The 23077-nt window shown below is 59.5% G+C and carries 19 protein-coding genes; 13 read left to right on the top strand and 6 right to left on the bottom strand.

Annotated elements, in window-relative coordinates; all coding sequences use genetic code 11:
- The first annotated feature begins 4 nt into the window (after positions 1-4).
- A complete protein-coding gene (locus BN1129_RS12240; protein ID WP_042036876.1) occupies positions 5-913 on the top strand; it encodes a hydrogen peroxide-inducible genes activator in 909 nt (302 codons plus the stop codon).
- A gap of 83 nt (positions 914-996) precedes the next feature.
- On the opposite strand, the gene BN1129_RS12235 is transcribed toward BN1129_RS12240, so the two are convergent.
- Positions 997-2844, bottom strand: a complete 1848-nt coding sequence (locus tag BN1129_RS12235; protein WP_042036875.1) for a leukocidin family pore-forming toxin — start codon at positions 2842-2844, stop codon at positions 997-999.
- An 841-nt stretch (positions 2845-3685) separates the two neighbouring features.
- Here BN1129_RS12235 and BN1129_RS12230 point away from each other — a divergent pair.
- Complete coding sequence (locus BN1129_RS12230) at positions 3686-3904, top strand: hypothetical protein (RefSeq protein ID WP_042036873.1); 219 nt, start codon at positions 3686-3688, stop codon at positions 3902-3904.
- On the opposite strand, the gene BN1129_RS12225 is transcribed toward BN1129_RS12230, so the two are convergent.
- Complete coding sequence (locus tag BN1129_RS12225) at positions 3868-5724, bottom strand: leukocidin family pore-forming toxin (protein WP_042036871.1); 1857 nt, start codon at positions 5722-5724, stop codon at positions 3868-3870. The genes BN1129_RS12230 and BN1129_RS12225 overlap by 37 nt on opposite strands.
- Before the next feature lie 826 nt (positions 5725-6550).
- On the opposite strand from BN1129_RS12225, the gene BN1129_RS12220 reads away from it, so the two are divergent.
- A complete protein-coding gene (locus tag BN1129_RS12220) occupies positions 6551-7009 on the top strand; it encodes a C40 family peptidase (protein WP_042036870.1) in 459 nt (152 codons plus the stop codon).
- A 64-nt stretch (positions 7010-7073) separates the two neighbouring features.
- Here BN1129_RS12220 and BN1129_RS12215 read toward each other — a convergent pair whose 3' ends face one another.
- Complete coding sequence (locus BN1129_RS12215; RefSeq protein ID WP_042036868.1) at positions 7074-7367, bottom strand: hypothetical protein; 294 nt, start codon at positions 7365-7367, stop codon at positions 7074-7076.
- Between the two features lie 213 nt (positions 7368-7580).
- Here BN1129_RS12215 and BN1129_RS12210 point away from each other — a divergent pair, with 213 nt between their 5' ends.
- From BN1129_RS12210 to BN1129_RS12195, 4 genes are read left to right on the top strand one after another with little or no spacing between them, the layout of a single operon-like run.
- Positions 7581-9014, top strand: a complete 1434-nt coding sequence (locus BN1129_RS12210; RefSeq protein WP_042036866.1) for a coniferyl aldehyde dehydrogenase — start codon at positions 7581-7583, stop codon at positions 9012-9014.
- Positions 9015-9032: 18 nt separating this feature from the next.
- Positions 9033-9635, top strand: a complete 603-nt coding sequence (locus BN1129_RS12205) for a TetR/AcrR family transcriptional regulator (protein WP_042036864.1) — start codon at positions 9033-9035, stop codon at positions 9633-9635.
- Positions 9616-10134, top strand: coding sequence for a hypothetical protein (locus tag BN1129_RS12200; RefSeq protein WP_042036863.1), 519 nt, complete (start codon positions 9616-9618; stop codon positions 10132-10134). The genes BN1129_RS12205 and BN1129_RS12200 overlap by 20 nt, the downstream gene beginning before the upstream one ends.
- A gap of 18 nt (positions 10135-10152) precedes the next feature.
- Positions 10153-11337 carry an iron-containing alcohol dehydrogenase gene (locus BN1129_RS12195; RefSeq protein WP_042036862.1) on the top strand — a complete coding sequence of 395 codons (1185 nt, stop codon included), beginning with the start codon at positions 10153-10155 and terminating at the stop codon, positions 11335-11337.
- Between the two features lie 305 nt (positions 11338-11642).
- Here BN1129_RS12195 and cysM read toward each other — a convergent pair whose 3' ends face one another.
- A complete protein-coding gene (gene cysM / locus BN1129_RS12190) occupies positions 11643-12557 on the bottom strand; it encodes a cysteine synthase CysM (RefSeq protein WP_042036860.1) in 915 nt (304 codons plus the stop codon).
- A 134-nt stretch (positions 12558-12691) separates the two neighbouring features.
- Between cysM and BN1129_RS12185 the strand changes: the two genes are divergently transcribed.
- The 6 genes from BN1129_RS12185 to BN1129_RS12160 all read left to right on the top strand — a co-directional run bounded on the left by BN1129_RS12185 (position 12692) and on the right by BN1129_RS12160 (position 18038).
- Positions 12692-12949 carry a GNAT family N-acetyltransferase gene (locus BN1129_RS12185; protein ID WP_042036857.1) on the top strand — a complete coding sequence of 86 codons (258 nt, stop codon included), beginning with the start codon at positions 12692-12694 and terminating at the stop codon, positions 12947-12949.
- Positions 12939-13559 carry a nucleotidyltransferase family protein gene (locus BN1129_RS12180; RefSeq protein WP_042036855.1) on the top strand — a complete coding sequence of 207 codons (621 nt, stop codon included), beginning with the start codon at positions 12939-12941 and terminating at the stop codon, positions 13557-13559. The genes BN1129_RS12185 and BN1129_RS12180 overlap by 11 nt, the downstream gene beginning before the upstream one ends.
- A gap of 70 nt (positions 13560-13629) precedes the next feature.
- Positions 13630-15453 (top strand): SulP family inorganic anion transporter, encoded by a 1824-nt coding sequence (locus BN1129_RS12175; protein WP_042036854.1) that lies wholly within the window; start codon positions 13630-13632, stop codon positions 15451-15453.
- Between the two features lie 134 nt (positions 15454-15587).
- On the top strand, positions 15588-16949 hold the full coding sequence (locus tag BN1129_RS12170) for an MATE family efflux transporter (RefSeq protein ID WP_042036853.1): 1362 nt from the start codon (positions 15588-15590) through the stop codon (positions 16947-16949).
- Positions 16946-17536, top strand: coding sequence for a hypothetical protein (locus BN1129_RS12165; protein ID WP_042036849.1), 591 nt, complete (start codon positions 16946-16948; stop codon positions 17534-17536). The genes BN1129_RS12170 and BN1129_RS12165 overlap by 4 nt, the downstream gene beginning before the upstream one ends.
- Positions 17537-17822: 286 nt before the next feature.
- On the top strand, positions 17823-18038 hold the full coding sequence (locus BN1129_RS12160) for an HP1242/YdcH family protein (protein ID WP_005313020.1): 216 nt from the start codon (positions 17823-17825) through the stop codon (positions 18036-18038).
- A 346-nt stretch (positions 18039-18384) separates the two neighbouring features.
- Here BN1129_RS12160 and BN1129_RS23380 read toward each other — a convergent pair whose 3' ends face one another.
- Both BN1129_RS23380 and nifJ read right to left on the bottom strand, forming a co-directional pair.
- Positions 18385-19449, bottom strand: a complete 1065-nt coding sequence (locus BN1129_RS23380; RefSeq protein ID WP_157013371.1) for a hypothetical protein — start codon at positions 19447-19449, stop codon at positions 18385-18387.
- Positions 19450-19728: 279 nt separating this feature from the next.
- On the bottom strand, positions 19729-23077 hold a 3349-nt coding region (nifJ, locus tag BN1129_RS12155), incomplete at its 5' end, for a pyruvate:ferredoxin (flavodoxin) oxidoreductase (protein WP_244463056.1).

Raw genomic sequence — 23077 nt, 5'->3', positions numbered from 1 at the left:
TCCTATGCAACGTTGGCCCAGCCTGAAACAGCTGCAATATCTGGTCGCTCTCGACGAGCACAAGAACTTCAACCGTGCCGCCAAGGCCTGTCACGTCAGCCAGTCCACCCTCAGTACCGGGATCCAGACGCTGGAAGATATGATGGACCTGCAACTGGTGGAGCGGGACCACAAGAGCTTCATTATGACCCCGGTCGGCATGGAAATCGTCGAGCGCGCTCGCAATTTGCTCTCAGATGCACGGGATCTGATGGAGCTAGGCCAGCATCAGGGCGGGGTCATGCATGGCACGGTGCGGCTCGGCTGCATCCCCACCATAGCGCCCTTCCTGCTCAGCAAGCTGCTGCAGGTATGTGGCAAGAGCTATCCTGAGCTGGAATTGTTGCTGCGTGAAGACACCACCACCAACCTGCTCAAGCAGCTGGAGCAGGGGCAACTCGACTTGCTGATCCTGGCGCTGCCGGTTGAGATCGGTGGCTTCCACTGCAAGACGGTCGGCCAGGATCCCTTCCACATGGTGATGCCCGCCAGCATGGCGGCCGCTCTGCACACCCCGTTCGATTACAAGGAGCTGCCCAACCAGAGCATCTTCCTGCTGGAGCGGGAGCACTGCCTCACCGAGCATGCGGTGAGCGCCTGCCGGTTGCAGGACAAGAGCAAGATCAACCCGTTCGCCGCCACCAGCCTGCACACCCTGGTGCAAATGGTCGGCGCCGGGCTCGGCACCACCTTCCTGCCGCAGATGGCCATCGATGCCGGTATCCTCGACAACACGGATTTGGTGGCCATTCCCCTGCCGGGCGAGACGCCGTACCGAGAGATAGGCCTGGTGTGGCGTCCCAGCACCACCCGGGTACAGACCTTCTACAAGCTGGCCGAGCTGCTCACCCCGCTGATCGAACCCAAGGCCTGACTCTCGGCTGACCCCCATGAAAACGCCGGCAAGTTGCCGGCGCTTTTATTGGTCAAGATACGAACACTCAATCACTTGCCGGTTTACTTTTCGAAGGAAAAGACCCGGGTGTAGTTGGTCAGGGTACGCAGGCTGACGTCACCAGGCAGGCCATTCTCGTCATAGAGCGCCAGCGCCCCCGTCTGCTTGTTGTGACCCAGCAGCTTATTGGCGTACTCGTTGCTCAGCAGATCGCTCCCCGACTTCCACGTCCAGCGTTGTCCCTGGCTCAGGCTGCAGGACTGCAACACACGGAGGTTGTTGGCATCCAGGCAGTAGCCGGTATCCCGCGCACTGACATAACGACCGTACTGGTCATAGATGAAAGACTGGTCGGTCGAGGTCTCGTTACACATCACGGCGCTCACGCCTTGCTGGGCATTGGCGCTCAGGCAACGGTTATCAACGCCCCCCAGCTGCAGATTGACCGGGCGACCGCCGGTAAACACCGGGTGGTTCCAGTCCACCGTGAAACGTTCGGATGCAGTCACCCGTCTGCGCTTGTCGGTTTCCTCAAAGCCCTGGTAGTCGATACGAACCGGGATCCACATGACCGTGGTCTGAACGGCACCGGTGTAGATGGGACGGATGTTGACCGAGGAGTCAATGTTAAACACGGTGGTGCCCGTCTCGTCCGGTTTCGCCTTGTAGATGACGTCCAGATTCGGCACGAACCCCTTGTAGCTGAGCGGCTTGATACGGCGGTGATCCACGTAGTACTTGAGGTCAGTGGGGAGGCTCTGCTTGGTGACGAGCAGGGAGTCCGCGCTCGCGTACTGCTCCCGCACCCAGCTGAAACTCACCTTCTGGGCGTTTGGCGCCGAGCGCTCGACCCGGTAGTCCTGGGTGTTATAGGCGAGCTGGCGCTGCTGGCTGAACTTGGCCGAGGCATCCAGCTTGACCTTGGGCCCATCCTTGTTCACCTCGCCCCCGCCGGTCACCCCCACCTCGAAGCCGGAGATCTCACGATTATCATAATTGGTGTTGAGGTTGTTGGGCAGGCTCTTGAGCACAGACGCCTTGGTGTTGGAGGCTGCGATGGTGAAATTGTAGTCCTGGGCGATGGCATCGGTGGCCCAGTCCATCACCCAGCCCCACAGCGGGAACCCCGAGTTACCTGACCAGGAGAGCTCGTTGTTGAGCTGAATGCCAGCACCGGCCGACTCCTCATCCAGCGAGATCCGCACCAACTTGGCGTCCGGCGTGGCGGCACCCGTGGTGCCAAATTGCAGGGAGCGCATCAGATTGACCCGGTAGACCAGCGAGATGTTAGCCGAATCGCAGAACACCTTGTTACCCTTGTCCCACTTGATCGAGCGCGGGAAGGTGCACTCGGCGTTGCTGATCGGGCGGTTGACGTTGAGATAGAAGGCCACGTGAGGCAAGCTGGCGTCAGCGGCGGCTGGCTGGATCAGGGAGCGTTTGCCTCGCTTGGCAAGACTCTCGACCCGCTCCATCACCTGATAGAAGGCCGGATCATCGACTCCCCCCAACGGGGTAAACAGCAGCGCTCCCTTGTAAGCTGAGACCAGCACCCAGTCGGCATCGAACGAAATACCGGTCAGCCGCTCCATGGCTTTTTTGGCCTGTTGCCGCTCGTCCTTATCCGTGATGGCGCTGAAATCGATGAAGACGCGCTCACCCTGCACCAGCACGCGTTCGTGCAGCTGCTCAGGGGTCAGCCCCTTGGTGGCTTGCTGCTCATCCAGCCAGATGCTGGCATTGAAGTAGACAAGTCCCTGCTCCGATTGCAGGCTGGCCAGCATGGTGATGCCCTGATCGGTACGCTCGCCTATGTCTTCGGCCTGTACGCTGCCTGCCAGCAAAGCCAGGGTGAGCAAACTGAGAGTGGGAACCCGAGTAATGAATTTGCGTGGTTTTTTATTTTTCATTGTTAACTCCATGTCGAAGCACGCCAGACTATTTCCATCATGAGGCGAAACAGCACAGCCCTATTGTTGATGGCTATATTTCGGCGTTATTCTGCTTGCTTGCCGATCAATGCCAACCATTTTTATCGCCGTGAATTAGCAGATGTTCATGGTAGGTCTTTCATATGGCAAAACAAGGACTACGATACAGTCTAGGGTGGAATATTCGGCGATCGCCGATACTATTACACGGTTGTCGCGCTGTCATAGCGCTGCCCCTTTTTGATGTGGGCGACACCTGTTTTTAGCCTCGCGTCTCTGTTCATCGGCCTGAACGATGAAGCGGGAGCCTGATGCCTTGCGCATTCTGCCGCGAGGAAACACTCAGGGCTATGAGATCAATATCATGGGGCGACCCTCCTCTGTCTGGCGATATTATATTGTCAGCCAACGCCCGCCACAGACTGAATATTCTCAGTGAACCGATGACGGAAATAAACGAAAATATATTTCGTTTTCTGCCATCATATGGATGACGGGCGTGACATGTCTCGCTACTAGCTGTAATACCATTTTATCATAACAAACCATCTTGATACTCAAACGTGACACAGATCACACTGTGGCATCGGCAATGTTAATTATAAAAACATTTATATTTAAATGGAATAATTACGTTAATATTGAAATGCTCATTCCAGATAATCGCCAGATATTATTAAATATGAATACTATCGATAATATAACCTCACTCGGTCTATGTCCTTGCTGGATCCTTAAGTGCTGTTGATTGCCAGCAAGGCTATGTTCGAGCCCCAAACCCCGCTTATGATGAGCGGATCACCTGGTCAAAAGAGCCCCCATGCATAGCAAGTTACTGCTGTTGGTCGGTGCCGGGCTCGGCACCACCCGGGTAGAGACCTTCTACAAGCTGGCCGAGCTGCTCACCCCGCTGATCGAACCCAAGGCCTGCCTCTCGGCTGACCTCCATGAAAACGCCGGTAAGTTGCCGGCATTTTTATTGGTCAAGACACCAACACTCAATCAGTTTCCGATTGGCGACCCGAAGATCCGGGTGTAGGCGGTCAGGGTACGCAGGCTGACGTCACCAGGCTGGCCATTCTCGTCATAGAGCGCCAGCTCCCCCGTCTGCTTGTTGTGCCCCAGCAGCTGATGGGCGCGCAGGTTGCTCAGCTGATCACTCCCCGGTTTCCACTCCCAGCGTTGTCCCAGACTCAGGCTGCAGCGCTGCAACTGGTCCAGGTTGTTAGCATCCAGGCAGTAGTCGGTATCCCGCGCACTGACATAGCGGCCGTACTGGTCATAGATGAAGGACTGGTCGGTCGAGGTCTCGCTACACGTTACGGCGCTCACGCCTTGCTGGGCATTGGTGCTCAGGCAACTGTTGTCAACGCCCCCCAGCTGCAGGTTGACCGGGCGACCGCCGGTAAACACCGGGTGGTTCCAATCCACCGTGAAGCGGGTGGAGTCAGCCACCCGTCTACGCTTGTCCTCATCTTCGAAGCCGTGAAAGGAGGCATGCGCTCCCACCACGTAGTAATGCTGGTAGATGCCGGTGTAGATGGGGCGGATGTTGACCGAAGAATCAATCGTGAACGTGGTGCTACCCTGCTCGTTGGGTCCCGCCATGTAGATGACGTCCAGATTCGGCACGAAGCCCTTGTAGCTGAGCGGCTTGATGCGGCTGTGATCCACAGGGTACTTCATATCCCAGACGCCGGCCGTCTGGGAAGAGAGCAGAGACTCCGCGGTGGCATATTGCTCCCGCACCCAGCTGAAACTCACCTTCTGGGCGCTGGGGGCCGAACGTTCGACCCGATAGTCCTGGGTGTTGTAGGCGAGATGGCGCTGCTGGCTGAACTTGGCCGAGGCATCCAGCTTGACCTTGGGCCCATCCTTGTTCACCTCGCCACCGCCGCTGACCCCCACCTCGAAGCCGGAGATCTCGCGATGCTCATACTTGCTGTTGAGGTTGGTGGGCAAGCTCTTGAGCACGGCCGCCTTGCGGTTGGAGGCTTCGATGGTGAAACGGTAGTCCTGGGCGATGGCATCGGTGGCATAGTCCCACAGCCAGCCGTCGAGCACGGCGTAATCGACAACGTTCTCGCTCCAAGTCAGCTCTTCGTTGAGCTGGATGCCGGCACCGGCCGACTGCTCATCCAGCGAGATCCGCACTATCTTGGCATCCGGCGTGGCAGAGCCCGTGTTGCCAAATTGCAGGGAACGCTCCAGATTCACCCGATAAACCAGCGAGATGTTCGGCGAGTCACAGAACAATCGATCCCCCCGACCCCAGGTGCGCGAACGCGGGAAGGTACACTCGGCAGCGGTGATCTTGCGATTGACGTTGAGGTAGAAGGCCACATGTGGCAAGCCGGCATCGGCGGCGGCCGGCTTGATCAGGGAGCGTTGGTCCCGCCTGGCAAGACTCTCGACCCGCTCCATCACCTGATAGAAGGCCGGGTCATCGACGCCCCCCAACGGGGTAAACAGCAGCGCCCCCTTGTAGGCGGAAACCAGCACCCAGTCCGCATCGAACGAGATACCGGTCAGCCGAGCCATGGCCTTTCTGGCCTGTTGCCGCTCGTCCTTATCCGTGATGGCACTGAAATCGATAAAGACGCGATCCCCCTGCACCAGCACGCGTTCGCGCAGCTGCTCAGGGGTCAGCCCCCTGGTGGCTTGCTGCTCATCCAGCCAGATGCTGGCGTTGAAGTAGACAAGTCCCTGCTCCGATTGCAGGCTGGCCAGCATGGTGGTGCCCTGATCGGTACGCTCGCCTATGTCTTCGGCCTGCACGCTGCCTGCCAGCAAAGCCAGGGCGAGCAAACTGAGAGTGGGAACCCGGGTAATGAATGTGCGTGGTTTTTTATTTTTCATTGTGAACTCCATGTCGAATCACGCCAGACTATTTCCATCATGAGGCGAAACAACACAACCCTATTGTTGATGGTTATATTACGGCGTAATTCTGCTTGCTTGCCGATCAGTGCCAACCATTTTATCACCGTGAATGAACAACGTGTTTATGGTGGGTCTTTCATATGACAAAACAAGGACTACGATACGCTCTAAGATAGAATATTCGGCGCTCGCCGATGCTATTACCCGGTTGTCGCGCTATCATAGCGCTGCCCATTTTTGATACGGGCGACACCTGTTTTCCCTTTTCATCGGCCTGAACGATGAAGCGAGAGCCTGATGCCTTGGGCATTCTGCCGCGAGGAAACACTCAGGGCTATGAGATAAATATCATAGGGAGCCCCTCCTCTGTCTGGTGATATTGTCAGCCAACGCCCGCCACAGGTTGCATATTGCCCAGTGAACCGACGGCGGAAATAAACTCAGATATATTTCGTTTTCTGCCATCATATGGATGACGGGCGTGACATGTCTCGCTACCAGCTGTAATACCATTTTATCATAACAAATCACTCTGATACTCAAACGTAACACATGTCACACTGTAACATCAACAATATTAACCATAAAACCACTTATATTTAAATGGAATAATTACTTTAATATTGAAATGCTCATTCCAGATAATCGCCAGATATTATTAAATATGAATACTATCGATAACATAACCTCACTCGGTCTATGTCCTTGCTGGATGCTCAGGTGCTGTTGATTGCCAGCAAGGCTATGTTCGAGCCCCAAACCCCGTTTATGATGAGCGGGTCACCTGATCGAAGGAGCCCCCATGCATTGCAAGTTACTGCTGCCCCTGCTGGCCCTGTTGCTGGCCGCCTGTTCCAGCACGCCCGAACCACCACCTCCACCTCCACCACCACGTCAGAGCAGTGCCTTCGACGGCTTCTACCAGCAATGGCGCGGCGTGCCCTATCGCATGGGCGGATCCAGCAGGGCCGGGCTCGACTGCTCCGCCTTCACCCAGCTTGCCTATCAGCAGGTGCTCGGCTTCAACCTGCCCAGAACCACTGAATCCCAGGCTAGCCTGGGCACGCCGGTCGATCGCTACCGGTTGCAGCACGGGGATTTGGTCTTTTTCAAGACCGGCTGGCAGCAATACCATGTCGGCGTCTATACAGGGGCCGGGGAGTTTATCCACGCCTCCACCAGCAAGGGGGTGATCCGCTCGCGCCTCGATAATGTCTACTGGAACAGCCGCTACTGGCAGGCTCGCCGCCTGACGCAATGAGCCACGCCGCCACAAGCATTGAGAAGGGCCCGTCACGGGCCCTTCTCAATGCTTGTTTCTGTGCTCAGCGCTTGCGATGCCAGCGCGGCGAGGTGGCTTTATCGCCCCAGGGGGTGACGCACGGCAACAAGGCCCCCTCGATCACCACATCGCTACTGGCAAGCGCCTCGGCAATCTTCTGATGCAGCACCTGTAGCAGGCGCCCCTCCTGCTCGGCCAGGGAGTGACCTGCGGCAAAGAACTCGCGCTGGTGTTGCAATGCCAGCTTCTGGGCAAATTCATAGGTGTTGAAACAATCCGGCATCCGCTCAACCACATCATCAAGCCGGGCCAACAAGCTGTTCAGTTCCTTGGTCATGTCGCTCATTCCTTGTAGGTTGATGGCCAAAAACTACCCCTAATTGGATAAGTCACCAACCACCAAATCTCGAAACTGTGGTGGGTCGCACAGTTCACAGGTGAGTCATCCGCGACCCTATGCTAAGCCAGATGGCAAAACTTTACAGCCGATTAATAAGCCGCTAGATTTAGACCGACCAATCAGTCGGTCAATTAACGCACGAGGTATGCCATGGAAGCGGTTCAGTTGCAGGAGAACACCACAGACAAGCTGTCGCTACCAGGCAAGCTGGACAGGCTCAGACAAGCTTGCCAGGCCAATCCCATGCCAGGTCTGAGCGAGCGCAGAGCCCATTTGAGCCAGCTCAAACGCGCCCTGCTGGCCCACAAGCAGCCGCTGTGTGACGCCCTGGCCCTGGATTATGGCCAGCGTAGCGACTACGACAGCTTGATCGCCGACATACTCCCCTGCGTCATGCAGATCAACTACACCCAGCGGCGGATCAAGCGCTGGATGCGCCCGCACCGCCGCCACACGGGACTGCTGCTGGCCCCGGCCAGGGTCGAGGTGTTCTATCAACCACTCGGGGTAGTCGGCATCATAGTGCCGTGGAACTTCCCCGTGATGCTGAGCCTGGGCCCCCTCATCAGCGCCATCGCCGCCGGCAACCGGGCCATGCTCAAACTCTCCGAATTCACCCCTCACACCAACGCCGTGCTGCGCACCTTGCTGGACCAGGTGTTTGATGAGAATGAGGTCACCGTGGTCGAGGGTGATGCCCAGATGGCCGCCGCGTTCAGTGCACTCCCGTTCGATCACCTACTGTTCACCGGTTCGACCGCGGTGGGCAAGCTGGTAATGGCTGCCGCGGCGCCCCAGCTCACCCCGATCACCCTGGAGCTCGGTGGCAAGAGTCCCTGCCTCATCGCCCCTGACATGCCCATAACGCTCGCGGTGGAGCGGATGATCTTCGGCAAGAGCCTCAACGCCGGCCAGATCTGCGTGGCCCCCGACTATGTGCTGCTGCCACGGGGCCAGGAACACGCCTTTATCGAGGCCTACCGCAACCACTTCGCTCGCCTCTATCCCCAAGGGCTGGGAAGCCCGGATTACGGCTCCATCATCAATGCGCGCCAGTATGAACGACTCGCCGGCTGGCTGGCCGAGGCCGAACAGGCAGGTGCGCAAGTGCACCCCTGCGGTAACCCGGCCCGGGACGACGTCGCTCACCGGCTGATACCCCACTTGCTGACCGAGGTGCCCAACCACTGCCAGCTGATGCAGCAGGAGATCTTCGGCCCCCTGTTACCCTTGGTGCCCTACGACAGCCTGGACGAGGCGCTCGCCTACATAGCCGCCCGCCCGCGCCCCCTCGCCTTCTATCTGATGAGCCTGGATCCGGCACTGCAGGCCAGGGTGACCCGGGAGACCCACTCAGGCGGCATGGCCATCAACGAGAGTCTGTTCCAGGTGGCAGCCGATGACGTGCCATTTGGCGGCATCGGCGCCTCCGGCATGGGCCACTACCACGGCCACGAAGGCTTTCTCACCTTCTCCAAGGCGAAAACCGTGTTGAGCCGTGGCAGGTTCAGCACAGGCTCCCTGGTTCATCCCCCTTATCGGCGCTGGCACCAGCGGCTGATGATGGCGCTGTTTTTGCGCTGACGTGCGCCGGAGCCCTGCATGCAAAAAACCATGACCGACAAGCGCCGCCAGATCCTGGATGCCGCCCTCGCCCTGTGCGCCGAGGACGGTTTGCAGGGGGCCGCCACCGCCCGCATCGCCAAGGCGGCAGGGGTGGCCAACGGCACCTTGTTTCACCATTTTCCGAGTAAGGAGGCGCTGATCCTCCAGCTCTATCAGGACATCAAGCAGCGGATGGGGGCAGCCATCAGCGAAGCCGACCCCGCTCTTCCCCTGCGCGAGCAGACCCACCACTACTGGCAGCTGGCGATGGGGTGGATGCAGGCACACCCCAACGAACTCAAATTCGTACTGGGCTTCTTTCACTCCCCCCTGCTGGCCAGACCGGCCCGTAGCCAGATCTTGAACGATGCCCTGCGCTTTCTGCCCGCCCTGCTGGCAAAGGGGCAGGCAAGCGGCGAGCTGATGCAGGCTCCCGCCCCACTGTTGCTGGAGGTGTGTCAGGGCCAGTTTCTCGCCTGCGCATCACTGTTTGTCGATCAGCCGGCGCTGGGACAGGACGACTACTGGCAAGCCAGTGCCTTCGCCCTCTTCTGGTCAGCCATCTCAGGAGCCAATCCCCATGCAAACACGGATGTTTGAATCTGCGGCCGCCCTTGGCCGCCGCCTCTGGATAGCCACTCTGCTCTGGGTCATAGGGCGTACCCTCTGCCGCGCCGCCCGGGTCGATGAGGCGGTGCGACAAGAGCTCGCCCCTCTGCCCGACGGCCTCACCATACGACTGGAGGTGGCGGGCCTCACCCAGGCGCTGATCATCCATAAGGCAGCGGGCAACTGGCAGTGCGGCACACAGCCCCATGCCAGCGGCGATTTTCACCCCCTGCGAGTGCGTTTCAAGCATCAGGGCATCGCCTTTCGCGCCCTCAGCTTTCGGCTCGGGGTCAATCAGGCGTTCAGCGAAAACCGCTTGCTGGTGGAGGGGGACCTGACCGTCGCCATGCATCTGGTGCGGGGGCTTGAGCAGTTGCAGTCCCTGATCCTGCCCGCCTTTATCGCGCGGCCCCTGCTGCGCCACTATCCTGCCCCGACCAACAAACTTGGCCGGGCCTGCAACATCTATCTGGGTCTGGTGACCGGCTAATGCGCAAGGAGCCTTGAAATGAGCCGCTATTACGATTTTTTCTGCCCGGTCAAACTGATGGCGGGTGAACAGGCACTGGAGCAGCTCGCCAGCGAGCTGGCCGGATTGGGCGCGCGCCGTCCACTACTGCTCACCGACAAGGGGGTCAGCGCCACCGGACTCGCCACCCTGCTGGCCAATGTGCTGGCCGAGGGAGAGTTGCCGGTCGCTGACATCTGGGACGAGATCCCGGCCGACTCCTCCACCGCCGTGGTGGAACGGATCGCAGCCCGTTATCGGGAGCTCAAATGTGACAGCCTGGTAGCGCTGGGGGGCGGCTCCGTCATCGACACCGCCAAAGCAGTCAATATCCTCGCCTCCATGGGCGGGGATCGGCTGCTGGATTACGCTGGCGCAGGCTGCCTGACTCGCCCCCTGCAGCCGCTGGCAGTGGTGCCGACCACGGCGGGCACAGGATCCGAGGTGACGCTGGTGGCGGTGATCAAGGATGAGGCGAGCGGGCGCAAGGTGCCCTTTACCTCCCCCTTCCTGCTGCCCCAGCTGGCGGTGCTGGATCCGCGCCTCACCCAGGGCTTGCCCCTCAACATCACAGCAGCCACCGCCATGGATGCCATGACCCACGCCATCGAGGCCTTCATCGGCAACGCCAAGAACCCGGTCAGCGACGCCCTTGCCCTGATGGCGGTGGAGAAAATCGCCAGCGCCCTGCCCCAGGTGCTGCAACATCCGCAGGACAAGCGCCTGCGGCTGCAACTGGCGGAAGGATCCACCCTGGCTGGCATGGCCTTTTCCAACTCCATGGTGGGGCTGGTGCACGCCCTCGGTCATAGTCTGGGGGCCCGCTGCCACCTGCCCCACGGTCTGTGCATGAATCTCTTCTTGCCTACCGTGCTCAACTACAACCGGCCGGGCATAGATGAGGAACTGGCTCGCCTGCTGCTGCCCCTGGTCGGCGCCGAGCGCTTTGCAGCAACCCCGGTTGCAGAGCGGGCACAGGCCAGCATCCAGGCCCTGTGCAGCTTGCGCGATACCCTGTGGCAAGCGGTGAAGCTGCCGCGCACCCTGCGCGAAGCCGGCGTCACCGACAAGGCCCTGCTGTCCGAGATCCGGGATCTCGCCATCAACGACGGTGCCCTGCTCTACAACCGCAAGGATGCCGACCGGACTCAGCTGCTCGGCCTGCTGGAGCTGGCCTGGGAATAACCCGGCTGGCTTGGCCCCGCCAGGCGGGGCCGCTGGCTACGCACCGATGGTGGCACCGGCACCATGGTTGTCCTTTCCCTCCGCCGTCTTCTCGCGCCAGATGGACTCCTTATTGCGGCGGATGGCCTCTTACCGCTCCTGGTGGCATCGGTGACGAGGGGGCGCCGGGTAGCAGACAGCAGACAGCAGACAGCAGACAGCAGACAAAGGGATTCAACCTTGTAAAGGTGTTGATTGTGACAAAGGGCAGATCGAATAGTTCGCCAGCAAGCCTCTGATAAATATCACGTTACTGGCTGGCGTACTCAGCGCATCTCTGCCGGATCCGGCGTAAAGACCCCGGTGGAGAGGTAACGGTCCCCCCGATCACAGAGGATGACCACCACCACCCCCCGCTTGATCTCTGCCGCCACCCGCAGGGCACCGGCCACGGCGCCGCCCGAGCTGACCCCGCAGCAGATCCCCTCCTCCCGCGCCAACCGGCGCATCATGACCAGCGCCTCCTCTTGCGTCACGTCCAGCACCCGATCGACCCTTTGTGGCTCGAAAATGGCGGGCTGATAGGCGGCGGGCCAGCGGCGGATCCCCGGGATCTGGCTCCCCTGTGCCGGTTGCAGGCCAATCACCTGTACCGCCGGGTTCTGCTCCTTCAAATAACGGGAAACACCCATTATGGTGCCAGTGGTGCCCATGGCCGAGACGAAGTGAGTGACTGCCCCCTCGCTCTGGCGCCAGATCTCGGGGCCGGTCGATTGATAGTGGGCATCCGGGTTGGCCGGGTTGTTGAACTGATCGAGCACCAGCCCCTCACCCCGTGCCTGCATGGCCAGCGCCAGATCCCGCGCGGCTTCCATGCCGTCCTCCACCAGCACCAGCTCGGCCCCATAGGCCTGCATGGCATCGCGTCGCTCCTGGCTCATGGTGCGCGGCATGATGAGCCGCATCCGGTAGCCCCGCGCCGCCGCCACCATGGCCAAGGCGATACCTGTGTTGCCGGAAGTCGCCTCGATGAGCCGGGCCCCCGGCTGCAAGCGACCGCTCGCTTCGGCGCTCTTGATGAGGTTCAGCGCCGGCCTGTCCTTGACCGAACCGGCGGGATTGTTGCCCTCCAGCTTCACCAGCAGGGTGACATCGGGCCAGGGATTGATGCGGCGCAGCGCCAGCAGGGGGGTATTGCCAATCAGATCTTCCAGTGTGGCGAAGGCCATAACGGGATCCATCCTCTGTTAACTGTTCTATACCTTGGCTAGCGGGTATGCACCCGGTCGGGCTCGCAGTGTAAGCGAGCCCGCGCAGTTGGCAAAGGGCTGCCAACGTGGTCAGATAACCCCATTCCCCGTATCGAGGAGCAAGCATGAGCGAGATCATTCATCAGGCCAACCAGCAACAATTCATCTGCGTGGTGGACGGCAAGGAGTCCAGGCTGCGTTACCGGCGGCTCGATGCCAAGACCATTGATGCCTACAGCACCTTCGTCCCGCCTGAGCTCAGGGTACAGGGCATCGCCGATCAGCTGGCACGCACCTTCTATCGTTGGACCCAGGCGGAGGGGCTCACCATAGTGCCCAGTTGCAGCTACATAGATGTCTGGCTGCGCCGCAATGCAGGTTGACACCCAGACGCGTCAGGGTACGCAAGACGCGCAAGATCGCCAAAGCGCGCAAGAGGCCCACCTGCAAGCGCAGACCGAAACCCTGCTGCGGGCCGATGACCAGCGCATGGCCTGCCTGCACGCCGCCGCCGAGCTGGCGCTGCCCGACTGGGCGCTGGGGGCCGGCTTTATCCGCAATCTCATCTGGGATCATCTGCACTGTAAATCGGTGCCTACCCCGCTCAACGATATCGATCTTATCTATCTGGATCGCGGTGATCCGCAAGGGCTGAACGAAGCAGATCATGAGGCCTGGCTGGCCACCAGAGTGCCGGGCCAACGCTGGGAAGTCCGCAATCAGGCCCGTATGCACCAACGCCAGCGGGTTCCCCCCTTTACCAGTAGCCTGGAGGCCCTCAGCCACTGGGTGGAGGTGCCCACCTGCATCGGGGTCAGATTGCTGCCAGACGGCGCGTTCGAGTGGCTAGCCCCCTATGGCTTTGCCCACCACTGGTCGTTGCAGGTAAGCCCCAACCCGAGGTGCAAGCAGGATAGTCAGGTGTTTGTGCAACGCATCCAGGAAAAACAGTGGCAGACCCTCTGGCCTGACTTGGTGGTGAACTGGCCATAACCTGATTGCAATGTTTCGACAAGCTTGGGCACACTAGGGAAAAGCAGTTTGTAACTCAATGGGTTAAATAATGCGCGACTTCTTCTCACTCGAACGCTGGCTACCGGGCCTCGCCACCCTGCTGCAATACCAGCGGGCCTGGCTGATACCGGATGTGCGCGCTGGCCTGTCGGTCGCAGCCGTGGCGCTGCCCGTGGCCATCGCCTATGCCGAACTCGCCGGTGTGGGCCCCCTGGTCGGCCTCTACTCCTGCATCTTACCCATGCTGGTCTACGCCCTGTTTGGCACTTCCCGCCAGCTTATCGTCGGACCGGATGCCGCCACCTGCGCCGTGATCGCCGCTGTGGTCACCCCGCTCGCCGCCGGTGATGCCACCCGCCACTGGCAACTGGTGATGACAATGACCGCCATGACAGGTTTATGGTGTCTCATCGCCAGCCGCTTCAAGCTGGGGGTGCTGGCGGACTTTCTCTCCCGCCCCATCCTGATGGGGCTGCTCAACGGCGTGGCCATCACCATCATAGTGGGTCAGTTCTCCAAGATCTTCGGCTTCACCTTCAGCGATCGCAACCTCATAGAGCAGATCGCGGGCGGTGCCAGCTATATTACCCAGACCCATCTGCCGACCATGGCCATGAGCCTGACCACCTTACTCACCCTGCTGTTGGCCAAGCGCTACAAACCGGCCTGGCCCTCCTCCATGGTGGCCATGGTGGTAACGGCAGCCCTGGTGTGGGGGCTCAATCTAGACCAGTTCGGCATCGCTACTCTCGGTGCCATCGGCTCGGGTATGCCCATCTTCCAGTTGCCGGACTTTCCCCCGGGCCTGATGCGCGAGCTGGTGCTGCCGGCGCTCAACCTTGCCATGGTGAGCTTCGTCTCCATGATGCTCACCGCCCGCAGTTTTGCCGCCAAGAACGGCTACGAGATTGATGCGGACAAGGAATTTCGGGCTCTCGGCCTGGCCAACCTGGCGGCGGCCGCCTCCCAGGGCTTTGCCATCAGCGGGGCGGGTTCGCGCACCGCGGTCAACGACGCTAACGGCGGCAAGAGTCAGCTGGTCTCCATCATCGCCGCCGCCGCCATCGCGCTGGTCACCTTCTACCTGACGGCGCCACTGCAATACATACCCACGGCCGCCCTCGGTGTTGTGCTGGTGATGGCGTCGCTCTCGCTCACCGATTTTCGCGGCCTGTGGGCCCTGCGCTACTCCGACAGGGCCGCCTTCTGGCTGGCGCTGATCTCCTTTGTCAGCGTGCTGGCCATGGGGGTGATCCCGGGGATCACCCTCGCCGTGCTGCTGGGTCTGTTCCAGTTCCTACGTAACGTGATGCGCCCCACCGACCAGTTGCTCGGCATGGATGACAAGGGGGTGGTACGCACCCTGAGGGACAACGAGCAGGTCAAGGCCATTCCCGGCATCCTGGTCTATCGCTTCAACTCGCCGCTCACCTACTTCAACGCCCCCTACTTCAAGCGGCGGGTGCTGGCGCTGCTGGTGCAGGATCCCCACAACCCCAAATGCCTGGTGGTGGATGCGGTGGCCTCTTTCACCCATCAGGACATCAGCGTGATGAGCATGATCGGGGAGCTGCACAAGGACCTGAAACGGCGCGGCATCAAGATGGTAATGGCCGGTCGTCACGGCCAGATGAGCCAGTGGCTCAAACAGGCCGGGATCCGCGTGGGCGACGAGGGCGTCATCCTCTGCCCCGACATCTATCAGGCGCTGCGCATGACCCGCTGCTACCGGGAGCCTGTGTTCAAGGATGATGCCGTGGTGGAGAGCACCACGGACGCCATTCTCTCCCACTGGCCCCAGGATGATGCGCTGCCGGACTCGGCGCGGCTCACCCTCCCCTCTGAGCAGGAAGCAGGCGCCACCCCGGCCTGATCGGTCGCCAGACTCTCCCCGGGAGGGTCTGGCGCACGCTCCTCTCAGGGCAGGATTGCACCCTGCGGACTCTTGGTGTTAAATGCCCGTCCAGATGGCGCTGACGAGGGCCATCACCCGTATTTGGACACCCCATGCAAACTCAATCCCACGCGGGCCCGGGCACTCTCTTCTCCCTGACCTGGCCGCTGTTTATCGATCTCGCCCTGCACTTTCTGACCGGGGCCCTCAACACCTTCATGGTGGGCCACGTCTCCTATCAGGGCGTGGCGGCACTGGCGGTCGGCAACCAGGTGTTCGATCTGGCCATCACCTTGTTCAGCTTCGTCAGCATAGGCACCAGTGTGGTGATCACCCAGTATCTGGGAGCTGGCGATCGGGAAAAGGCGCGCATCGTCATCCACACCGCCATCGGCTTCAACCTGCTGGTGGGGCTGGTGGCTGCGGTCGGCGTGCTCGCTGGCGCCAGCACCATGCTCTCCCTGATGAACCTGCCCGCCCACCTGATGGGCGATGCCACTCTTTATCTGCAGATCATCGGCCTGTGCCTGCTGCCGGAGGCGGCGGCCCTCTGTCTGGCCGCCACCCTGCGCGCCCACGGCCATACCCGTCAGGCCATGTACGTGACCCTGATCGTCAACCTCATCACCTTCGTCGGCAACCTGCTGCTGCTCTACGGCTGGTTTGGCCTGCCCCAGCTGGGAGTGGCCGGGGTCGCCATCAGCACAGTGGCAGGTCGCATCGTCGGCGTGGTACTGCTGGTGTGGCTGGTGGCGCGCAAGACCGGCATCCGCTTGCGTCTACCCGAGATTGTCCGCCCCAGCAAGGTCATGCTGGACAAGGTACTGCACATAGGCCTGCCAGCCGCGGGGGAGAACCTCTCCTGGATGCTGCAGTTCATGGTGGTCACCGCCTTCGTCGGCCTGCTCGGCGACAAGGCGCTGGCGACCCAGTCCTACTTCTTCCAGATCTGCCTGTTCATCCTGCTGTTCGGCCTCTCCATCGGCCTGGGTAACGAGATCATCATCGGCCATCTGGCGGGGGCACGCCGCTTCGAACAGGCCTATAACCAGCTGATGAAGAGCCTCAAACTCGGCCTCATCGTCACGACCCTGATCGCCATCGCCGCCGCCCTCAATGGCCGCGCCATCATCAGCCTGTTCACCGATGATCCGGACATCATCACCCAGGTGGCCCAGCTGTTTCTCATCAGCCTCATCCTCGAACCGGGCCGCACCTTCAATCTGGTGGTGATCAACGCCCTGCGTGCCACCGGGGATGCCCGTTTCCCGCTCTACATGGCGCTCGTCTCCATGTGGGGGATTGCCGTTCCGCTCGCCTATTTCCTTGGTATCATGCAGGGTTATGGACTGGTCGGCATCTGGTTGGCGCTCGCCTGCGATGAGTGGGTGCGCGGTCTGGCCATGTTCTGGCGCTGGCGCAGTCGTCGCTGGCAAAACAAAATTCTTGTTGAAACAAAAGCGGAATCACAATGAAGAAAATCGGACTCTTGTTGGCAGCCATCCTGCTCAGCCCGTTGGCCATGGCACAAACCGCGCCCGCAGCCCCCAAGGCGCAGGCCTCCAAAATCTGGTATGTGGCGCCCATTGCCATCGACGAGACGAGCGAAGCCCAGAAGGCGCTAACCAAAGATTTTACAGCCCAGATGATCAAGACCATCAAGATCAACGAATACCAGACCGGCAAAGCGCTCGGCAAGACCAAGGATCCCAAGTGGCTGATCCGCACCAAGTTGATGCCTGTCAGCACAGAGCCGCTGGTCGGCAAAAAGCACCCGCAGGGTCTCTCCTACGGCCAAGGCATCCCTACCCAGGAAATCGTTGGCGAGCTCATCATGAACGGCACCCTGGTGGCGCATGTCGGCCAGGGCTGGCGTGAGCCCATAGTGCCGGGCACCCCTGTGGCCGAGAAGATCACCATAGCCAACTATCAGTACGCCATCGGCGATGAAGCCAAGGCGCCGGATCTGGAAGAGCTGGCGGCGCAGATAGGCTTTGAAGTGGGCAAGGTGATCGCCCGCGATGGCAAGCCGCTGCCCGAGAAGAAAAAGAAAAAAGAGTAAACGCCACACCTGTTCGCAAGAAGGGGCCCCGCGCCCCTTCTTGCTGCCCGCTTGCCAGCCCGCCGCCGTCATCAAACCGTCACAACTGTGATCGAGATTCCAGTTTTAAGCTCAGAGCCTTACTTACAAATCGCTTATCAGCTTGCGATTCAATGAGTTAAAAAACACCCTCCCCATGCAGCAAATCATTGGTCCCGAATTCGATCCGGATCACATTTATCTGTGGGGGGAAGGGGTACTTTTGTTTTGAAGGCACAATCAAACGAAACCAAGGAGGCTTCATTACATGTTCCCAGAGTACAGAGATCTCATCTCGAAACTGAAGAGCAGTGATGTCCATTTCCAGAAGAAGTTTGACTTGCACAACGACCTGGATGCGGAGATTAGAAAGTTGGAAAAGCATCACGCCAGCGACTACAGCTCCGAGGTGAAGGATCTGAAAAAACAGAAACTCAAACTGAAAGAGGAGATATACGACATCCTCAAACAACATCCACACTAGACGCCTTGACGAATACCCGGATAAGCAATTTATCCCTCCAGCCCGGCTCAAAGCCGGGCTTTTTATCGCCCGCTCACGACGGCGCGGCGCAGGCCATATCAGGCCGCCACCGCCTGCGGATCATCGTTAGTCTTGCTGGGCAGCACGCAGATCACCAGACCCTCGCAGGGGATGGGTCACTGCTCATTTTTATCAACAGCGGGCATCTCAGCAGAAATCGTCAGCGGATAGGCGTTGATCCCCTCCCACTGCTTGACGCTATTTGCCCCGCAGCTTACCTGCCGTGACACAAAAAGAAAGCTTTGGCTTGCAGATAGACAAATGCCGCCAAGGTGGCGGCATTTTTTTATTCATCGTTATCCCATACTGCTTTCCCGTCACAATGGCTACATCCCGCCCAATAACTATTTCCCATGTCTCCCGTATTGGGTTCATTGCACCATTGGCAATACTCAACCTGCTCTTGCGTCAGGAAACAACTAGTGCAGATATACTCGTCTGATTCTGTTCTCACCACTGTATGGTAACCATCACAGTTACTACAATTACCTAAATCCCACGATGAATCACCATCTTTAATCGCTACATATGCAGCACCCTCATCCATCAGTATTTCAGCCAAGTTATCTGGTTCAAAACTTTCACCACAACAACTACAATTACCAAATCCTTCATTTATAAAAATCACTTCACTGTAACAAGAAGGGCATGAAATCTTTAGAGCATTCTCAGTCAGACTACATACCAAACAGCTTGCCTCATATATTTCATCCAGTTCCACCTGATGATTTTGAGCTTCAAAACCACAAGATGGACAAACTGAATACAGTTCACCATTTTGTTTTCTTTTTTCTATATCAGGCTTAATTTGATCATAAACAATCTGTAGAAATGTATGTAACGAACGTAGTTTTTTATCTACTTCTAATAGAGGTTCGCTCCATTTACAAAAAACATCATTCCAGCGGTCAGTTAATATGTTGTGGAGGTAATACCACGCAGTCAGCTGTTGTTTAACAATGTTTCTTATTTGTTCACTATTTTCCGCAGCCGAGTGGGCTTCATGGTAAAAATGTACAACTTTGTTTCTGTGCTTTGTTATTTCTTTAAATGATTTAAATTCTGACTTCGTCAGTCCACTCCCCACAATTTTTTCAAGTCTATCGACTGCATCATCAAGTGATACTGATTGAAAGTTGCCAGATATAAATTTATTCCAGTTAGGCTCTTGTCTATGAGAGACAACCAAGGACCAATCTTCTTTCATTAATCGAGCTTTCAGGAACAACTCAACAGCTGCATGGAAATTAATAACTGAAAATTTAGGATAATCGTTTAATTCCACGACAGCTTTATTTAGAAAGTCGAAAGCATTATCTACTAACCTTCCTAACATTTCATCATTTTCCATTTATCATCCTATCGCTAAATTTCACTTCAGGTTGCTCTAGAACTCTCATCATCACCAACATCGAAGAATAATCTACCACTATATAATGAGCAATGACATCAGGAACCATAAATAATTCTATTATTTCACACTAATATTTTCTTTCGATGTGATTTTTTTCAAAAAACAGGTCATACTTTAAACGGATGGAATAATTACTTTTCTCTTTAAATAATCAGAGTTTTTCTCATGAAAAAGCGGGCCATTGGCCCGCTTGGTTATATTTCACCCACCCCATCCTCACACCGGCGGATGGAAATGGCTGGCCTCGCGGGTGGCCATCTCCTCGTAGGTGGCCCACTTCTGCCAGGCCACTTTTTGCGCCACCTGCATCAGCCGCTCGGCCTCCTCCGGGTGGCTCTGGGCAAGTACCCGGTAGCGGTTCTCCTCTGCCCTGTACTCGGCGAGCGGAATGGAGGGGCGCAGGCTGTCGAGGCTAAAGGGGTTCTGCCCCAAACTGCGCAGTACCGGGTTGTAGCGCAGCAGCGGCCAGTGGCCCGAGTCCACCGCCCGTTTCTGCTGGGTGAGCCCCAGCTCCATATCGATGCCGTGGGCGATGCAGTGACTGTAGGCGATGATAAGCGACGGGCCAGGATAGGCCTCCGCTTCGCGCAGCGCTTGCAGCGTCTGCTGCGGGTTGGCACCAAAAGCGATGCGGGCCACATAGACGTTGCCATAGGAGATGGCCTGCAACGCCACATCCTTTTTGGCCAGCGTCTTGCCCCCCGCCGCGAACTTGGCGACAGCACCGAGCGGCGTCGATTTCGACATCTGGCCGCCGGTGTTGGAGTAGACCTCGGTATCCATCACCAGCACGTTCACATCCCGCCCGGAGGCGAGCACGTGATCGAGCCCCGCCGAGCCGATGTCATAGGCCCAGCCGTCGCCGCCGACGATCCAGACCGAGCGGCGTACCAGCTGATCAATCAAGGAGAGCAGCTCGCGGGCTTGCCCCGAGTTCACCTCCTCCAGCCGTTCACGCACCTGCGCCACCCTGCCCCGCTGGGCGCGGATCTCCGACTCCAGCCGCTGCGGGGCGCTGATCAGCGACTCGACCAGCGCCTCCCCCAGCTCCCCCTTCATCGCCTTGAGGGCGGCCACCGCCTGACCGTGATGCTGATCAGCGGTGAGACGAAAACCAAAGCCAAACTCGGCGTTGTCCTCAAACAGGGAGTTCGACCAGGCAGGCCCCTTCCCTTCCGCGTTCTTGGCCCACGGCGTGGTCGGCAGGTTACCGCCGTAGATGGAGGAGCAGCCGGTGGCGTTGGCCACCAGCATGCGATCGCCAAACAGCTGGGTCAGCAACTTGAGATACGGAGTCTCGCCACAACCCGCGCAGGCGCCGGAGAACTCGAACAGGGGTTCGAGGAACTGGGCACCGCGCACCGTGGAGAAGTCCACCCGCTCGCGGGCAGGCCACGGCAGGCTCTCGAACCAGCGCAGCGCCTGTTTCTGGCCCGCCAGGTGCGGCGCCTTGTCCAGCATGGTAATGGCGCGCGTGCCTTCATGTTCCTCATCAGCCCCGGCTCGCACCGGACAGGCCTGCACGCACTGGCCGCAGCCGGTGCAATCCTCCGGATAGAGCTGCAAGGTGTAGCGGCTGTCGGGGAAGCCCTTGGCGGTGACGGGCACCGACTGCGCCGCTTCGGGGGCGGTCGCCAGCCAGTCCTGATGGTAGAACTTGGCCCGCAGCGCCGCGTGGGGGCAGACAAAGACACAGTTGCCGCACTGGATGCAGATATCGGAGTGCCAGATAGGGATCTCGCGGGCGATATCCCGCTTCTCGAAGCGGCTGGTCGCAGTGGGGTAAGTGCCATCCACCGGCAGCATGGAGACGGGAATGAGATCGCCGCGCCCCGCCAGCATCTCACCAGTGACCCGCTGGACAAACTCGCTGCCACCCGGTGCCAGTGGCAAGGGGTAGTCGCTGATCAGCTCGTCACCGGCCGGGATCGCCACCTTGCAGAGGTGAGCCAGGGTATCGTCCACCGCGGCGAAGTTGCGCGCCACCACCTCGGGCCCCTTGCGGGCATAGCTCTTCTCGATGCTCTCCTTGATAAGGGCAATGGCCTCATCCCGTGGCAACACCCCGGACAGCGCGAAGAAGCAGGTCTGCATAATGGTGTTGATGCGATTGCCCATGCCGTTTTGCTCGGCCACCCGATCGCCATCGATGCAGTAGAGCTGGATATTGAGGGCGCGAATGCGAGCGCGCAGCCGCTCGGGCAGCTGGCCCCACACCTTGTCAGCCTCATAGGGGGCATTGAGCAGCAGGGTCGCCCCTTCGGCGGCATGCTCCAGCAAGTCCACCGATTCGGTGAAGCTCCACTGGTGGCAGCCGATAAAGCCCGCCTGCTCGATAAGCCAGGGGGCGTCGATGGGCTCGGGGCCAAAACGCAGGTGGGAGACGGTGCGCGAGCCCGACTTTTTGGAGTCGTAAACGAAGTAGCCCTGCGCGTGGAAGCCCTCCAGCTCGCCGATGATCTTGATGCTGTTCTTGTTGGCACCGACCGTGCCGTCGGCGCCGAGGCCAAAAAACAGGGCCCGCACCCGGCTGGCGGGCTCCAGATCGCCGATGGGGTGCCAGGCCAGACTGAGGCCCGACACGTCATCGACAATCCCCACGGTAAAGCGCGGGCGCGGCGCATCACAGGCCAGCTCCTCAAACACAGCCGCGCACATGGCGGGGGTGAACTCTTTGGAAGAGAGGCCATAACGGCCGCCGCTGAGCCACGGCAGCCGCTTGATAAGCCCCCGTTGCAAACCGTCGATCAGCGCGCTCTGCACATCCAGCAGCAGCGGCTCGCCCCCTGCGCCCGGCTCCTTGGTGCGATCCAGCACAGCGATGCGGCGCACGCTCACGGGCAGGGCATCGAGCAGCGCCTGTACCGGGAAGGGGCGATAGAGGCGCACAACCAAGACCCCGGTCTTGCGATCCTGCCGGTTGAGCCAATCCACAGTGGTGCGGGCGGTGGCCGCCCCCGAGCCCATCAGCACTATGACGTCGGTGGCATCGGTTGCGCCGTGGTACTCCACCAGCCGGTAGTGGCGGCCCGTCAGCTCGCCGAGCTTGTCCATGCACTGCTGCACCCGCGCTGGCACCGCTTCGTAGAAGGGGTTGACGCTCTCGCGGGACTGGAAATAGGTGTCCGGGTTCTGGGCCGTGCCGCGCATCACCGGATGATCCGGGTTGAGCGCCCGGGCCCTGTGGGCCCGTACCCAGTCGTTGTCGATCAGCGCCCGGATCTCATCCCGATGCAGGGCAGTGATCTTGTTCACCTCGTGGGAGGTACGAAAGCCGTCGAAGAAGTGGATGAAGGGCACCCGGCACTGCAGGGTGACACTGTGGGCAACCAGCGCCAGATCCTGCGCCTCCTGCACCGAGCCGGAAGCGAGCATGGCAAAGCCGGTACTGCGCGCCGCCATCACATCCTGATGGTCGCCAAAAATCGACAGCCCCTGCGCCGCCAGTGAGCGGGCCGCCACATGGAACACAGCCGCGGTCAACTCCCCGGCGATCTTGTACATGTTGGGCAGCATCAGCATCAGCCCCTGACTGGCGGTGAAGGTGGTGGCGAGCGCCCCCGCC

This window comes from Aeromonas popoffii, assembly GCF_000820025.1.
Taxonomy (GTDB): Bacteria; Pseudomonadota; Gammaproteobacteria; order Enterobacterales; family Aeromonadaceae; genus Aeromonas; species Aeromonas popoffii.
The sequence above is the reverse complement of the archived record's forward strand: the minus strand, read 5'-3'. Positions and strand labels throughout refer to the sequence as shown.

What these genes read in the sequence shown, in the direction of transcription:
- BN1129_RS12240 (WP_042036876.1), top strand. Translation starts at nt 5, where the DNA reads ATGCAACGTTGGCCCAGCCTGAAACAGCTGCAATATCTGGTCGCTCTC.
- BN1129_RS12235 (WP_042036875.1), bottom strand. Translation starts at nt 2,844, where the DNA reads ATGAAAAATAAAAAACCACGCAAATTCATTACTCGGGTTCCCACTCTC.
- BN1129_RS12230 (WP_042036873.1), top strand. Translation starts at nt 3,686, where the DNA reads ATGCATAGCAAGTTACTGCTGTTGGTCGGTGCCGGGCTCGGCACCACC.
- BN1129_RS12225 (WP_042036871.1), bottom strand. Translation starts at nt 5,724, where the DNA reads ATGAAAAATAAAAAACCACGCACATTCATTACCCGGGTTCCCACTCTC.
- BN1129_RS12220 (WP_042036870.1), top strand. Translation starts at nt 6,551, where the DNA reads ATGCATTGCAAGTTACTGCTGCCCCTGCTGGCCCTGTTGCTGGCCGCC.
- BN1129_RS12215 (WP_042036868.1), bottom strand. Translation starts at nt 7,367, where the DNA reads ATGACCAAGGAACTGAACAGCTTGTTGGCCCGGCTTGATGATGTGGTT.
- BN1129_RS12210 (WP_042036866.1), top strand. Translation starts at nt 7,581, where the DNA reads ATGGAAGCGGTTCAGTTGCAGGAGAACACCACAGACAAGCTGTCGCTA.
- BN1129_RS12205 (WP_042036864.1), top strand. Translation starts at nt 9,033, where the DNA reads ATGCAAAAAACCATGACCGACAAGCGCCGCCAGATCCTGGATGCCGCC.
- BN1129_RS12200 (WP_042036863.1), top strand. Translation starts at nt 9,616, where the DNA reads ATGCAAACACGGATGTTTGAATCTGCGGCCGCCCTTGGCCGCCGCCTC.
- BN1129_RS12195 (WP_042036862.1), top strand. Translation starts at nt 10,153, where the DNA reads ATGAGCCGCTATTACGATTTTTTCTGCCCGGTCAAACTGATGGCGGGT.
- cysM (WP_042036860.1), bottom strand. Translation starts at nt 12,557, where the DNA reads ATGGATCCCGTTATGGCCTTCGCCACACTGGAAGATCTGATTGGCAAT.
- BN1129_RS12185 (WP_042036857.1), top strand. Translation starts at nt 12,692, where the DNA reads ATGAGCGAGATCATTCATCAGGCCAACCAGCAACAATTCATCTGCGTG.
- BN1129_RS12180 (WP_042036855.1), top strand. Translation starts at nt 12,939, where the DNA reads ATGCAGGTTGACACCCAGACGCGTCAGGGTACGCAAGACGCGCAAGAT.
- BN1129_RS12175 (WP_042036854.1), top strand. Translation starts at nt 13,630, where the DNA reads ATGCGCGACTTCTTCTCACTCGAACGCTGGCTACCGGGCCTCGCCACC.
- BN1129_RS12170 (WP_042036853.1), top strand. Translation starts at nt 15,588, where the DNA reads ATGCAAACTCAATCCCACGCGGGCCCGGGCACTCTCTTCTCCCTGACC.
- BN1129_RS12165 (WP_042036849.1), top strand. Translation starts at nt 16,946, where the DNA reads ATGAAGAAAATCGGACTCTTGTTGGCAGCCATCCTGCTCAGCCCGTTG.
- BN1129_RS12160 (WP_005313020.1), top strand. Translation starts at nt 17,823, where the DNA reads ATGTTCCCAGAGTACAGAGATCTCATCTCGAAACTGAAGAGCAGTGAT.
- BN1129_RS23380 (WP_157013371.1), bottom strand. Translation starts at nt 19,449, where the DNA reads ATGGAAAATGATGAAATGTTAGGAAGGTTAGTAGATAATGCTTTCGAC.